13 protein-coding genes are annotated in these 14288 nt (G+C 70.6%); 11 read left to right on the top strand and 2 right to left on the bottom strand.

The genetic code is table 11. From position 1 onward, the window contains the following. The first annotated feature begins 14 nt into the window (after nt 1-14). Complete coding sequence (gene glpD / locus DTQ71_RS06965; protein WP_109563546.1) at nt 15-1583, top strand: glycerol-3-phosphate dehydrogenase; 1569 nt, start codon at nt 15-17, stop codon at nt 1581-1583. Between the two features lie 7 nt (nt 1584-1590). On the opposite strand, the gene DTQ71_RS06960 is transcribed toward glpD, so the two are convergent. After that, nucleotides 1591-2883: a serine hydroxymethyltransferase gene (locus DTQ71_RS06960; RefSeq protein WP_109563545.1), complete on the bottom strand. Its 1293-nt coding sequence runs from the start codon at nt 2881-2883 to the stop codon at nt 1591-1593. Nucleotides 2884-2976: 93 nt separating this feature from the next. On the opposite strand from DTQ71_RS06960, the gene DTQ71_RS06955 reads away from it, so the two are divergent. Together DTQ71_RS06955 and DTQ71_RS06950 are read left to right on the top strand one after the other, a co-directional pair. Then, nucleotides 2977-3624 carry an SGNH/GDSL hydrolase family protein gene (locus DTQ71_RS06955; protein WP_109563544.1) on the top strand — a complete coding sequence of 216 codons (648 nt, stop codon included), beginning with the start codon at nt 2977-2979 and terminating at the stop codon, nt 3622-3624. Nucleotides 3625-3698: 74 nt separating this feature from the next. Continuing rightward, complete coding sequence (locus DTQ71_RS06950) at nt 3699-4238, top strand: CBS domain-containing protein (protein WP_109563543.1); 540 nt, start codon at nt 3699-3701, stop codon at nt 4236-4238. A gap of 249 nt (nt 4239-4487) precedes the next feature. On the opposite strand, the gene DTQ71_RS06945 is transcribed toward DTQ71_RS06950, so the two are convergent. Continuing rightward, on the bottom strand, nt 4488-5660 hold the full coding sequence (locus tag DTQ71_RS06945; RefSeq protein WP_109563542.1) for a BaiN/RdsA family NAD(P)/FAD-dependent oxidoreductase: 1173 nt from the start codon (nt 5658-5660) through the stop codon (nt 4488-4490). A 95-nt stretch (nt 5661-5755) separates the two neighbouring features. Between DTQ71_RS06945 and DTQ71_RS06940 the strand changes: the two genes are divergently transcribed. From DTQ71_RS06940 to DTQ71_RS06905, 8 genes are all read left to right on the top strand, one after another. Continuing rightward, nucleotides 5756-6211: a YtoQ family protein gene (locus tag DTQ71_RS06940; protein ID WP_109563541.1), complete on the top strand. Its 456-nt coding sequence runs from the start codon at nt 5756-5758 to the stop codon at nt 6209-6211. Nucleotides 6212-6387: 176 nt separating this feature from the next. Next, nucleotides 6388-7053 carry a Crp/Fnr family transcriptional regulator gene (locus tag DTQ71_RS06935; RefSeq protein WP_109563540.1) on the top strand — a complete coding sequence of 222 codons (666 nt, stop codon included), beginning with the start codon at nt 6388-6390 and terminating at the stop codon, nt 7051-7053. Nucleotides 7054-7096: 43 nt separating this feature from the next. Beyond that, entirely contained in the window at nt 7097-7951 is an 855-nt protein-coding gene (locus DTQ71_RS06930) for an FAD binding domain-containing protein (RefSeq protein ID WP_245947294.1), read from the top strand. Further along, a complete protein-coding gene (locus DTQ71_RS06925) occupies nt 7944-10685 on the top strand; it encodes a molybdopterin-dependent oxidoreductase (protein WP_109563538.1) in 2742 nt (913 codons plus the stop codon). The genes DTQ71_RS06930 and DTQ71_RS06925 overlap by 8 nt, the downstream gene beginning before the upstream one ends. A 157-nt stretch (nt 10686-10842) precedes the next feature. Further along, a complete protein-coding gene (locus DTQ71_RS06920; RefSeq protein ID WP_245947292.1) occupies nt 10843-12285 on the top strand; it encodes a 6-hydroxynicotinate reductase in 1443 nt (480 codons plus the stop codon). Beyond that, nucleotides 12282-13124, top strand: a complete 843-nt coding sequence (locus DTQ71_RS06915) for a UPF0280 family protein (RefSeq protein WP_109563778.1) — start codon at nt 12282-12284, stop codon at nt 13122-13124. Before DTQ71_RS06920 ends, DTQ71_RS06915 begins: the two co-directional genes overlap by 4 nt. Beyond that, complete coding sequence (locus DTQ71_RS06910; protein WP_109563536.1) at nt 13117-13698, top strand: amino acid synthesis family protein; 582 nt, start codon at nt 13117-13119, stop codon at nt 13696-13698. The genes DTQ71_RS06915 and DTQ71_RS06910 overlap by 8 nt, the downstream gene beginning before the upstream one ends. Further along, on the top strand, nt 13695-14279 hold the full coding sequence (locus tag DTQ71_RS06905) for an amino acid synthesis family protein (RefSeq protein ID WP_109563535.1): 585 nt from the start codon (nt 13695-13697) through the stop codon (nt 14277-14279). The genes DTQ71_RS06910 and DTQ71_RS06905 overlap by 4 nt, the downstream gene beginning before the upstream one ends. The last annotated feature ends 9 nt before the right edge of the window (nt 14280-14288 follow it).

The raw sequence follows: 14288 nt of genomic DNA, 5'->3' as shown, positions 1-14288 counted from the left end.
TTTGGGAGGCAGCCTTGCGCGATTCATATGATCTCTTCGTCATTGGCGGTGGCATCAATGGTTGCGGCATCGCTCGCGACGCGACCGGCCGGGGGCTGACGGTCGGGCTGGCCGAGATGGGCGATCTCGCCGGCGCGACCTCCTCGGCCTCGACCAAGCTGTTCCATGGCGGCTTGCGCTACCTGGAATATTGGGAAGTGCGCCTGGTCCGCGAAGCGCTGCGCGAACGCGACGTGCTCATCAAGAACATGCCCCATATCTCCTGGCCGATGCGCTTCGTGCTCCCGCTTTCCAAGGACATGCGCTTCGAGGGCGGCACGCCGACTTCAAAGCTGCTCGGCACGGTGATGCCCTGGCTCAAGGGCAAGCGGCCCGACTGGCTGATCCGCGCGGGCCTTCTGATGTACGATTCGCTGGCGAAGTCGGAAATCCTGCCCGGCACGAGCACGATCTCGCTCAAGGGGACGCCCGAGGGCGCGCCGCTCAAGGATCGCTTCGTCAAGGCGTTCGAATATTCGGACGGCTGGGTCGAGGACAGCCGACTCGTCGCGCTCAATGCCCGCGACGCGGCGGATCGCGGCGCCGATATTCACGTCCGCACCCGCGTCGTCAGCGCGGAGCGCGATGGCGACGAATGGCTCGTGACGCTCAAGGGCGAGCGGACGGGGCAGGTTCGCGCCAAGATGCTTGTGAACGCCGCCGGGCCTTGGGTCGGCGACGTCATCCAGGGCGTCGTGCGCTCCAACGCGAAGGAGGGAGTCCGCCTCGTTCGCGGCTCCCATATCGTGACCAAGAAGCTGTTCGACCACGACAAGTGCTATTTCTTCCAGGGCTCGGACGGGCGGATCATCTTCGCGATCCCTTACGAATACGACTACACCCTGATCGGCACGACCGACGCGGAGCACCACGACCCGCATGAGAAACCGGTCTGCACGCCCGAGGAGAAGAAATACCTGATCGACTTCGCCAACGGCTATTTCAAGAAAGAGATCACCGAGGACGACGTCGTCTGGACCTATTCCGGTGTGCGTCCGCTCTACAATGACGGGGCGAAATCGGCCACGGCAGCGACGCGGGACTATGTGCTCAAGGTCGAGGATTCCGGGGCGCCCTTGCTCAACGTCTTCGGCGGCAAGATCACGACCTATCGAAAGCTCGCCAATGGCGCGTTGGAGAAGATCGCGGCGCATCTGCCGACGAAGAAGGGGCAGTGGACCCATGACGCGCCGCTGCCCGGCGGCGATTTTCCGGTCTCGGGCGTGGCGGATCAGGTCACCGCGCTCAAGCAGGCCTATCCCTTCCTGACCGATCACTGGGCGCTGCGCCTGATCCGGGCCTATGGCACGCAGGCCAAGGAGATGCTGGGCGGTGCGACCTCGGCCGAGGATCTGGGCCCGGATTTCGGCGCGACGCTGACCGGGACCGAGGTCGCCTGGCTGATGGACCGCGAGTGGGCGCGCGAGGCGGCGGATGTGCTCTGGCGCCGCACCAAGCTGGGCCTGCGCTTTTCGCCCGAACAGGTCGAGGTGCTCGACGCCTGGATGTCCGAGCGCCGCGCCTCGGCGCGGGCCGCCGAGTGAGCCGCCCTCAGCCTGCGTAGCGCAATTCGGTGAACCGGCCCCGCAGCAATGCGGTTTCCGGCGCGATGGCGGCCGGATCTTCGCGCAGCGCGCGGGCGAAGAGACCCATGAGGGCGGGCGCGTCCTCAGGCGTCACCCCCCTCCGGGCCAGTTCCGGCGTGCCAAGCCTGAGCCCGTTCATGTCACCGGCCACCGGCGCCTCGGGTAGGCCGATGCCCGAGGTCAGGAACCCCGCCGCCTCCAGCCGCCGTGCCATCGCCTGACCGCCAGCGGGCGCGCGCAGAGCGAATTGGTGGCTCTGGGTCACGCCTTCTTCCGTGCGGAAGACGTCCAGCCCCTCGGCCTGCGCGGCGTCCGCAAGCGCCCGGGACAGGTCTTTCATGGCTTGCGCATATTCCGCGCCCTCCCGCCGCCAGTCCTCCAGGGTGACGCCCAGCGCCGCAGTCTTGGCCACGTCGAAATTGGCCGTCATGCCGGGGAAGGCGATGGCGTCCAGCCGCTCCGCGATCTCCGGGTCGTTGGTCACGATCATCCCGCCGGCCGGGCCTCCCAGCGACTTGTAGGTCGACATCGTCATCACATGCGCGCCCTGCGCCAGCGGGTTGGGCCAGGCCCCGCCCGCGATCATCCCGCAGAGATGGGCCGCGTCGAACATCAGCACCGCGCCCACCGCGTCGGCGATGGCGCGCAGTTCCGCCACGGGATGGGGCAGCAGGTTCAGCGAGGCGCCGATGGTGATGATGCGGGGCCGCACGCGGCGGGCCAGCGTCTCCACCCCGTCCAGGTCGACGGTGTAGCGCGTGGCATTCACCGGGGCGGGATGCACCTGGAGCCCGAAGAGCCCGGCACAGCCCGCCGCGTGGTGGGTCACGTGGCCGCCGATCTCGGCCGGCGGCGCCACGATCGCGTCGCCGGGGCGAGCGCAGGCCATGAAGGCGAAGAGGTTGGCCATGGCGCCCGACGGTACGCGCAGCTCGGCATAGGGCGCGCCGAAGACGTCGCAGGCGAGGCGGGTGGCGATGACCTCGATCTCTTCGATCTCGTCGAGGCCCATCTCGTATTTCTCGCCAGGATGGCCCAGCGAGGGGCGCGAGCCGATCCCCGAAGCCAGCAGCGCCTCGGCCCGGGGGTTCATCACGTTCGTGGCCGGGTTCAGGTTGAAGCAGCGCGCGTCATGGGTGGCGCGGGCGGCGGCGGCGAGGGCTTCGATTCGGCCCGCGGGATCGGCGGGCAGGGGCAGGGCGTCCACCCGCGCGGCGGCGGTGGAGGAGAGCCAGGGGCGGGGGGCAAGATCGATCATGGGCGCATCTGGCCGGGGAGGGCCGCCGAGGTCAACGCGCGTGACAGCCCGCCACGCCGCCGCTAGCGTTTTGCGAAAACCGCAGGAGGGGTCATGACGACCATTCTCGTCTTCGGGGACAGCAACAGCCACGGCACGCCCGCGCTGACCGAGCTGGGACAGGAGAGGCGCTTTCCCAGGGACTCCCGCTGGCCCGTCGTCATGGAGCGCGCACTGGATGTCGAGGTCGTCTGCGAAGGCCATCCGGGCCGCACCACGGTCTATGACGACCCGCTCAAAGGGGAGCACAAGACGGGCCTTCGCGTCCTGCCCGCCCTGTTGGAAAGCCACCGTCCGCTGGACCTGGTGATGATCATGCTGGGGACCAACGATTGCCAGTCCCGCTTCGCGCTGCGGGGCTGGGACATCGCCGCGGGGGCGGCGCGGCTGGCCGAGATCGTGCTGGCATCGACGGCGGGGCCGGGCGGGCGCGCGCCGGAAGTGATGCTGATCGCGCCGGTTCCGGTCGAGGAGGCCGGCGTGCTGGCGGAGATGTTCCAGGGCGGGCCGGCCCGCTCCCGGGCCATCGCCCCGGCGCTGCGGGACGAGGCGGCGCGGCTGGGATGCGGCTTCTTCGATGCCGGGCGGGTCTGCGCGGTCGATCCCGTCGATGGCGTCCACCTCACCGCCGAGGCGCAGCGGAGTCTCGGGCTGGCTCTGGCCGAAGCGGTGCGGGAGCGGCTGAAGCGGCCGACCCCCTAGCGAGCGGGCGGGCTCTTTGACGCCGGAGGCAGGCCGCCTAGGTCATCGGTCCTGGACAGATCGAGGAGCTCGAAATGACCGAAGACGCACGTCCCGGCGGCCGCCTGATGGATCGGCCGGAATATACCAGCAAGCCCAGACCTCTGACGCGCGGACCCGACAGCACGGTGCACGAAGCCGTGGCCGCGATGTCTGACAAGAACTATGGCTGCGTCGTCGTCGTCGATCCCGAAGAAAAGGTGACCGGCGTCGTGACCGAGCGCGACGTGATGAACAAGGTGGTCGGTAAAGGGCTCGATCCCACGACCACCAAGCTGAGCGAGGTGATGACCGCCGAACCCCGCCTCGCGCGCGAGACGGACCAGATGCTCGACTGGCTGCGCATCATGTCCAATGAGCGCTTCCGCCGCTTGCCGGTAGTGGATGCGGAGAAGCGGATCAAGGCCGTGTTCACCCAAGGCGATTTCGTCAGCTACACGTGGCCCGAGCTGATCGGCCAGATGGGCGCGATGCTCAAAGCCCAGGCGGCCGGCAATTTCCACTATTTGCTGATCGGCGGCGGATTGCTGGTCTATTCGCTGGCGATGATTGTGGTCCTTTCGGTCGCGTTCTGACCGATCGGACCGCCGAGGGGCGCATAAAGGACCCGGCACCCCGAAGCGATGCGACCCTCGATCGGGGCGTCGCGACGGGATGCCGGGCTATCACAACCGGCCGCGCTCCGTGTGCCTTCTCTGCCGGATCAGGGGGGCGCGCGACTGGCCTTTTGCGTGATAGCCGCGATTTAGGACAAAATTGGGGAAGCGCGACCCCTGGCTTGCGCTTCGCCCTTTTCCGGCAAGCCTCCGCCGCCTGCCGCCGGTTTATCGGCGCTTGGCTGCGACCGCCCGGCCCGCCGCGACGCCGGAGGCCCAGGCCCATTGAAAATTGTAGCCGCCGAGCCATCCGGTGACGTCCACCGCCTCGCCGACGACATAGAGACCCGGCACCGACCGCGCCTCCATCGTCCGCGACGACAGCGCGGCGGTATCCACGCCCCCTGCGGTGACCTCGGCCTTGGCATAGCCTTCGGTGCCCGTGGGGTGGAAGGTGAGCGCCTCCAGCGTCTCGGCGGCGCGGGCGAGATCCGCGTCGGAGGCGTTGCCCAGTTCCCGCTCCAAGCCGATTCGACCGGCCAGCGCATCGGCCAGCCGCGCGGGCAGCCATTCCGCCAGCGCCGCCTTGAGCCGCGCGCGGGGCATCCGGCGCCGGGCTTCCCGCAGGGCGTCCATCGCGCCGGGCACCAGCGTCAGGGACACCGCCTCGCCGGGGCGCCAATAGGACGAGACCTGGAGGATCGCCGGGCCCGACAGCCCCCTATGCGTGAACAGCGCCGCCTCCTCGAAGGCCATGCCGCCCGCGCGCGCCACCGCCGGGCAGGCGACGCCCGAGATCGCGCGAAACGGCATCTCCCCCTCCGAGAGGGTCAGCGGCACCAGCGCCGGACGCGGGTCCACTACGGACAACCCGAATCGCCGGGCGATATCATAAGCCACGCCGGTCGCGCCCATCTTCGGGATCGACGGCCCGCCCGTGGCCACGATCAGCGCCGGAGCCTCGGCCCCGGCCACCCGAAAGCGGCCATCGCCATGGCCGATCTCTCCGATCCCGGTCGAGAGCCGGACCTCGACCCCGCCCGCCGCGCATTCCGCCATCAGCATCGCCACGATCTGCCGCGCGGAGCCGTCGCAAAAGAGCTGCCCGAGGGTCTTTTCGTGCCAAGCGATGCCATGCCGCTCGACCAGCGCGAGGAAGTCCCATTGCGTGTAGCGGGCCAGCGCGGATTTGGCGAAATGCGGATTCTCGGAGAGGAAGCACTCCGGTTCCACGCCCATATTGGTGAAGTTGCAGCGTCCGCCGCCCGAGATCAGGATTTTCTTGCCCGGCCGGTCCGCGTGATCGAGCACCAGCACCCGCGCGCCCGCCTGCCCGGCGGTCGCGGCGGCCAACAGGCCCGCTCCGCCGGCCCCCAGCACGATCGCGTCAAACTGCTCCATCCCGCGCCCCTTAGCGCAGCACCCCGCATGTGCAAGTCTTGCAGCCCGCGCCCGCGACCGACATGACGGAGGCCCACGCGTAAGGAGGCCCGCCCATGACCCTGTCCGTCTACCTCTCCGGAGAGATTCACACCGATTGGCGCGACGAGATCGTCGCCGGCTGCAAGGCGGCGGGGCTCGATGTGACCGTCTCGGCCCCGGTGACCGATCACGCCGCCTCGGACGATTGCGGCGTCGCCATCATGGGGGCGGAGCCGAACAAGTTCTGGCACGACAACAAGGGCGCCAAGCTCAACGCCATCCGCACGCGGAAAGGGATCCAGGACGCCGACATCGTCGTCGTCCGCTTCGGCGACAAGTACAAGCAGTGGAACGCCGCCTTCGATGCCGGGCTCGCCTCGGCCTGGGGCAAGTCCCTGATCGTCATGCACGGCCCCGACCATCAGCACGCCCTCAAGGAGGTCGACGCCGCCGCGCTCGCCGTGGTGGAGCGCCCGGAGCAGGTCGTGCAGATCCTGACCTATGTGGAGCGGGGCACGCTGCCCGGCTGAGACCGCATCTAGGGCTGCGCCCCCAGTCTGCGACGTCTTGTCACGCCGCTAACCGCTCCTTCTCGTCGCGTATGTCGAACGGGCGCGCGCCGATCGGGGGGACGGAGGGGACGGGCGATGCAGTCGTGCCGGTCGGCATGGTGCGCCGTCTCTCCGACGACCACTAGGCCAAGCTGATGACGGCCTGCGCCGGCCTGCGGGAGTTGCCCGCTGGGGCGGTCCTCTCCCGAAGGGGCCACCCGATCCCCTCCAGTCAGCTTTTGCTCGACGGTCTGATCGGCCGCAGCGTCCCCGGCGCAGACGGTTCGGTCCGGCAGATGGTGGCGCTGCAGGTGCCCGGAGATTTCGTCGATCTGCACAGCTTTCCCCAGGAAGTCCTGGATCACGACGTGATCGCGATCACGCCGGTCACCGTCGCCGCTTTTCCGAACGCGCGCCTCAGAGAGCTGATCGCGGGGGACCATGTCCTTGCGATGGCCCTTTGGGAGCTGACGACCATCGACGCGACGATCCATTGGCATTGGTCCTTCCGGATGGGAGCGCTCCGCGCGCGCGCGGCGGTTGCCAATTTCCTGTGCGAGATGGAGCTGCGCCTGCGGCTGGCCGACCGCTCGCAAGGCGGGCAATTCCGCTTGCCGATGACGCAGAGCGATATCGGAGAGGCCTGCGGCATGACCTCCGTCCATGTCAGCCGGATGCTGCGCGAGCTGCGGCAGGCGGGGCTGTGCACGGTCGAGAGCGGGCGCGTTACGATCCACGACCATGACGGTCTGCGCCGGATGGGGCGGTTCGATCCCCAGTTTCTCCATCTCGGCAAAGTGACCGGCTTCTCCCCCGATTGAGCCTGCGTTGACAGCGCGTGGGGCCCCCTCCTACCGTCTCTTCATGGGGCATGCCGAGGGGGCCATGGACGCCGCGTATTACGCACCGACGGATCTGGAGGAGGCGCTGGGCCTGCTCGGCACGCGGGAGATCTCCGTCGTGGCGGGCGGGACCGACTGGTTCCCCGCGCGCGGCCGCACGCCTGTCTCTGGCGATGTGCTGGACGTGACCCGCCTGGCCGAGCTGCGCGGCATCGACCGCGACGGCGCGGGCTGGCGCATCGGAGCCGCCACGACCTGGACGCAGATCGCCCGGGCCGACCTGCCGCCGGTCTTCGGCGGGCTGCGCGCGGCGGCGCGCGAGGTGGGTGGCGTGCAGATCCAGAACGCGGGGACGGTCGCGGGCAATCTCTGCAACGCCTCGCCTGCCGCCGATGGTATGCCGCCGTTTCTGACGCTGGACGCGGAGGTGGAGCTGGCCGGCCCCGCGGGACGGCGCCGCCTGCCGCTCGCCGACTTCGTGACAGGGCCGCGCCAGACGGCGCGCGGGACGCAGGAACTGGTCGTCGCGCTGCACATCCCGGCGCAGCCCGCCCATGCGCGGGGCGCCTTCGTCAAGACGGGGGCGCGGCGCTACCTCGTGATTTCCATCGCGATGACCGCGGTGACGGTGGGCCTGGACGCCGAGGGCCGGATCGACCATGCCCGCGTGGCCGTCGGGGCCTGCGCGCCGGTCGCCAGGCGCCTCCCGGCGCTGGAGGCCGAGATGCTGGGCCGCCGCCCCGCGGATGTCACCGTAACGCAAGCCCATCTCGCCCCGCTGGCCCCGATCGACGATGTCCGCGCCGATGCGGCCTACCGGGCGGAGATCGTCCCGCATCAGATTTCCCGCGCTCTGACGGTCGCTTGCGATGGATAAGCCGCTCGCCATCGGAGCGGTCGCCTTCGACCTCAACGGCATGCCGGTCACGGCCCGACCCCGCCTCGGAGAGCGTCTGTCCCACACCCTGCGGGAGCGTCTGGACGCGCGCGACGTCAAGGTCGGTTGCGACGCGGGCGATTGCGGGGCCTGCACCGTTCTGGTGGACGGCGCGCCGGTCTGCGCCTGCCTCATGCCCACCCACGCGGCGGAAGGGCGGGAGGTCAAGACGCTGCGCGGCCTCGCGGTCGACCCGCTGCATGCGCGACTGGCCGAGGCGTTCGAGGCTCATGGCGCCGCGCAATGCGGCATCTGCACGCCGGGCATGATGGTCTCGGCCCTGGCGCTGCTCAGCGAGACGCCCGCGCCGTCGGAGCCAGAGGTCATGGACGCGCTGGGCGGGGTGCTCTGCCGCTGCACCGGCTATCGCAAGATCGTGGCCGCCGTGGTCGCCACCGGGGCGAAGACGGCCGCCAGGGCGGATGAGCCCGCCGGGCCGGGCCATGTCGGCACGGCGATGCGCCGGGTCGACGGCGCGGGCAAGACGGCCGGGACCGAGCGATTCGGCGACGATGTCGCGCCGCCCGACGCGCTCGTGCTCCGCGTCCTGCGAAGCCCCCATGCCCGCGCCGCCTTCGCCTTCGGCGACCTCGACGCGTGGACCCGGAGCACGCCCGGCATCGTCTGCGTCCTGACCGCTGCGGACATCCCCGGCGAAAACCGTTTCGGCGTCATTCCGGCCTTCGCCGACCAGCCCGTCTTCGCGGAGGGCGAGGCCCGTTTCCGCGGCGAAGCCGTCGCCTGCATCGTGGGCGAACCCGAAGCGGTGGCGGCCCTGGACGAAGCCACGATCCCCATCGACTGGTCGCCGCGTCCGGCCGCCGAGACGCCGGACCTGGCCCGCGCGCCTGGCGCGCCGCAACTCCATGCGGACCGGGCCGACAACCTCATGTGCACGGGCTTCGTCGCCTGCGGCGACGCCGAGGCCGCGCTCGCCCGCGCTGACGCGGTCGTCGAGGGCCGCTTCACCACCAGCTTCGTCGAGCACGCCTATATCGAGCCCGAAGCCGGCTATGCCGAGATGCAGGGCGAGCGGATCGCCGTCCATGCCTGCACCCAGGCCCCGATGATGGATCGGGAGGCACTGGCTGCGATCCTGGGTCGGCCCGAGACCGATATCCGCATCGTCCCGACCGGCGTCGGCGGCGGCTTCGGCTCCAAGCTGGATCTGTCGGTGCAGCCATATCTCGCGTTGGCCGCGCTCAAGACGGGCCGGCCCGTGCGTCTCGCCTACAGCCGCGCAGAGTCGATGCAGTCGACCACCAAGCGCCACCCCGCCGATATGCGAGTCCGCATCGGTGCGACGTCCGATGGACGCCTCCTGGGGATGCGCTTCGACGGCGATTTCGACACCGGCGCCTATGCGTCCTGGGGCCCGACCGTGGCCACGCGCGTGCCGGTCCACGCCTCCGGTCCCTACCGGATCGCCGACTACCGGGCCGAGGCGCGCGGCATTCACACCCACAACCCGCCCGCAGGCGCGTTCCGCGGCTTCGGCGTGCCCCAGGCCGCCGTCGCGCAGGAGAGCCTGTTCGACATGCTGGCGGACCGTCTGGGCCTCGACCGGCTGGAGTTCCGCATCCGGAACGCCCTGACCGACGGCCAGCCCACCGTCTGCGGCCAGATCTTCGCCCAGGGCGTCGGCATCCGCGCCTGCCTGGAGGCCCTGCGCCCCGCCTGGACGGAGGAGCGCGCGCGCCAGCGCCCCCATGGCGCGCGCCTGCGCGGCGTCGGCGTCGCGGCGGGCTGGTATGGCTGCGGCAACACCTCGCTGCCCAACCCCTCGACCTTCAAGGCCGGGCTGACCCCTGACGGACGGATCGTGCTGCACCAAGGCGCGATGGATATCGGACAGGGCGCGAGCACCGTGATGGCCCAGATCTTCGCCACCGCGCTGGGGGTGGAGGTGGCCGATGTGACGCTGATCGGCGCCGATACCGACCTGACGCCCGATGGCGGCAAGACCTCCGCCTCGCGCCAGACGTTCGTCTCCGGAAATGCGGCGCGGCTCGCGGGGGAGTCCCTGCGGGCGGCGATCCTGGCGCGGGCCAATGCGGGCGAGGGGGCGGTGATCCGGCGCGACGCAGGCGCGCTCGCCATCACCGATGGCGCCCGGACCCACCGGCTGGACCTCACGGCGATGCCCGCCGATCCGGAGGGCTACGTTCTCCGCGCCGAAGAAACCTACGATCCGCCGACCAAGCCGCTCGACGCGAACGGCCAGGGCGCGCCCTATGCTCAGTTCGGCTATGCCGCCCATCTCGCCGTGGTCGAAATCGACGCCGCCATGGGCACCGTGCACCCCCTCCGTTTCGTCGCCGCCCATGACGTGGGCCGCGCCGTCAACCCGCTGCTGATCGAGGGCCAGGTCGAGGGCGGGATCGCCCAGGGCCTCGGCATGGCCCTGATGGAGGAATACCTGCCTGGCCGCACCGAGAACCTGCACGACTACCTGATCCCGACCATCGGCGACATGCCCCCGGTCGAGACGATCATCGTCGAATGCACCGACGCGCATGGCCCCTACGGCGCCAAGGGCCTGGGAGAGCATGTCCTGATCCCTACCGCGCCCGCGCTGCTTAATGCCATCGCCGACGCGACGGGAGCGCGGATGACCCGGCTGCCGGTCACGCCCGCCCGCCTGCGGGCCGCCCTGCTGGAGGCCAAGCCATGACCGCCCGCGCCCCTTCACGCTTCATCAAGGTTAACGCGCTCCCGCCGGTCCTCATCTTGCCGAAAATACCTCGGGGGGGCTCGTGTAGCGAGCGGGGGCAGAGCCCCCGTTCCGAACCATGCGGCAGGCGCAACCCGATCCAATTGGGATGCCCCCAATGACCGCCGAGAAGATCCGCTGCGACGCCTGTCCCGTCATGTGCTACATCGCCGAGGGCCGTTCCGGTGCCTGCGACCGATACGCCAACCATGGCGGCGAACTCGTCCGGCTCGACCCGCTGACCGTCCTGGAGGCCGGGGGCGCGGCGGTCCCGTTCCTGGGCTCCGACTGGGACGGGGACCCGGTCGCCGCCAAGCCCTTCGTCACCGCCATCGGCGCCGGGACGACCTACCCGGATTACAAGCCCGCGCCCTTCATCGTCTCCTCCGAGATCGAGGGCGTCGACATGGTCACCGTCGTGACCGAAGGGATCTTCAGCTATTGCGGCGTCAAGGTGAAGATCGACACCGACCGCCATATCGGCCACGAATGCGACGTTGTGCGATTCCGTGGCGAGCCGGTCGGGCATGTGACCACCTCCGAATACGGCTCCAAGATGCTCTCGCTCGGCGGAGTCGAGCACCTGACCGGCGGCACCAAGCCCGAGGGCCGCGCGACCTGCGATGCGCTGATGGCGCTCTGCAATCGGGAGGCGGTGGAGCTGGAGATCGGCGAGCCCGCGATCCGCCTCGTCGTCCAGTCCGGCCAGCCGCCCATCATCGATGGCGAGGCGGAGCGGCTGATGCGGGTGGGCTGCGGCTCCGCCACGATCGGGATGTTCGCCAAGCAGTGGCTGGGCCATGCCGATGAGGTGGTGGTCGTCGACGACCATATCACCGGGGTGCTGTCGGAACACGAGGCGGGCAAGCAGCTGGGCGTGCCGCCGACAGGCATCCGCCTCAACGGCCGGCGGTCGACGCCGGGCCGCTATTTCCAGGTCGCGCAGCCGGGCACGGGCTGGGGCGGGACGGACATCTCCGACCCGCTGACGATCCTGAAGGACTGGAAGCCGAAGGTGGCCTGGCCGGGCCTGCGCCTGTTGATGGTCTCCACCACCGGCGAGCAATCGGCCTATTACGAACTGGACGCCGACCTCGTGCCGCGCCCCGCGGAGATGCCCGAGGCGCTGCGCGCGGCCTCGGACCTGATCGCCGAGAATTGCGAGCCCTCGGTCTGTTCGGTGCTGTTCATGGCCGGGGCGGGCGGCAGCCTGCGCGCGGGCGTGACCGAGAACCCGGTGCGGCTGACCCGCTCCGTGCGCGAGGCGCTGACCCATGTCACCTGCGGCGGGGCGGAGGCCTATGTCTGGCCCGGCGGCGGCATCACCGTGATGGTCGACGTGGCCGAGATGCCGCAGCAGAGCTTCGGCTACGTCCCCACGCCCGCCCTGGTCGCGCCGATCGAGTTCACGCTCCGGGCCGAGGATTACGCGGCGCTGGGGGGATACACGGATGCGGTCGTGGCACTGGAGGACGTGGATATGGGCCGCGCCCGGCGTGTCGCGCGGGCGGAGGACCGGGCCGATCCGCGTGACCCCACCCATTACCGGTGGCGCGGGTGAGCGGCGCGGCTGCGGCCTGGCTCTCCGGCGGGCGGCTGCACTTGCAGCACGGCCCGATCGACGCGGTGCTGTCGGCCGAGGGGCCCGGGCGCGCGGCGGCGCTGGCGGCGGCGCGCGCCCGCTTCCCCACGATCCTGCCGGAACTGGTGGCTGAGCTGGGCGCGTTGCGCCGCCCGCTGGTGGGCGGCGCCCCCTTCGCCGGTCCCGTCGCCCGGGGCATGGCGCGGGCGGTCGCGCCCTACGGGGACGTCTTCGTCACGCCGATGGCGGCGGTCGCGGGCGCGGTGGCCGATGCGCTGCTGGCCGAGATGATCGCGTTCGACCTGACCCGCGCCTATGTCAACGATGGCGGGGACATCGCCCTGCATCTCGCCCCCGGCGCCCGCTATTGTAGCGCGATGATGCGCGTGGACGGCGCCGAGACCGGGCGGATCGACATCGGGGCCGATGACGGGGTGGGCGGCATCGCGACCTCCGGGCGGCACGGGCGGAGCCTGTCGCTGGGCATCGCCGACAGCGTGACGGTGTTGGCCCACGACGCCGCCGCCGCCGACGTGGCCGCAACGCTGATCGCCAATGCTGTCGACCTGCCCGGGCATCCGGCCATCCGCCGACTCCCGGCGATTGAACTCGACCCCGATAGCGACCTCGGCCCCCGTCCGGTCGTCACCGGCGTTGCGCCGCTCGACCGGGGCGCGCGGGCCCGCGCGCTCGCGGCGGGCCGGGCGCGCGCCGAGGCGCTGCGCGCGGCCGGGCGCATCACCGCCGCCTCGCTGACGCTGGGTTCCGACACGGTGACCACTGGCCCCCTTTTCCTGCGGAGACCCGCCCATGCCTGATCTGATCCTGCGCAAGACGATCCTGTCGCGCGAAGACATCTTCCACGAGGGCGGCCCGCCGCCCGAGCGCCCGCTGCTGCGCGGCTGGATCATGGCGGTGATCGAAAACCCGTTCGCCGGCACTTACCACGAGGACATCCAGCCCTTCATGGAGGAGCTGAAACCCCTTGGCGTCGACATGGCGAACCGGCTGGCCGCCGCGCTGGGCGGCCCCGGCGCCATCGAAGGCTATGGCAAAGGCGCCATCGTCGGCGAGGCCGGAGAGATCGAGCATGGCGCGCTCTGGCACGCGCCCGGCGGCTACGCGATGCGCGAGGTGCTGGGCGGCGCGAAGGCCATCGTGCCCTCGACCAAGAAGGTCGGCGGTCTGGGGGCGCGGCTGGACGTGCCGGTGACCCACAAGGACGCCTCCTATGTGCGCGGGCATTTCGACGCGATCGAGGTGGGCTGCGCTGATGCGCCCCGCGCGGGCGAGATGGCGGTCGTGTTGGTGATGACCACCGGCGCGCGCATCCATGACAGGGCGGGCGGGCTGGCCGCCGCCGATATCGAGGGAAAGGACGGGCTGAGATGAGCGCCGAGATTCGCAAGATCGTGGTCACCGTCGAGGAGACCCATCGCGAGATGGGCCGCCCGATCGACCCGCCCACTCGCAAGGCCGTGGCGGTAGCCGTGATCGTCAACCCCTTCGCCGGGGAGTATGTCGAGGACCTCACCCCGCTGATGGAGATCGGCGCCGAGCTGGGGGGCCTGCTGGGCCGTCGCTGCGTCGAGGCGCTGGGCATCGCGCCCGGCGCGGCGGAGAGCTACGGCAAGTCCGCCATGGTCGGCGAGGCCGGCGAGTTGGAGCACGCGGCCGCGATCCTGCACCCGAAGCTCGGCGCGCCGCTGCGCGCGGCGGTCGAGAAAGGCGCCGCGCTGGTGCCGTCCTCCAAGAAGATGGGCGGGCCAGGGCAGGTGCTGGACGTGCCGCTGGGCCACAAGGACGCGGCCTATGTCCGCTCTCATTTCGACGGGATCGAGGTGGCGATTAACGACGCGCCCCGGGCGCGCGAGATCATGGTCGCGGTCGCCGTTACCGATAGCGGAAGGCCGTTGCCACGGGTAGGCGGGCTGACCGCCGAGGCGGCCGTGGGCGAGGACGGGCTGCGGTAGACGGGGGCT

Origin of the sequence: Jannaschia seohaensis, from assembly GCF_900116765.1 — a bacterium.
Lineage (GTDB): Bacteria > Pseudomonadota > Alphaproteobacteria > Rhodobacterales > Rhodobacteraceae > Jannaschia > Jannaschia seohaensis.
The sequence above is the reverse complement of the archived record's forward strand: the minus strand, read 5'-3'. Positions and strand labels throughout refer to the sequence as shown.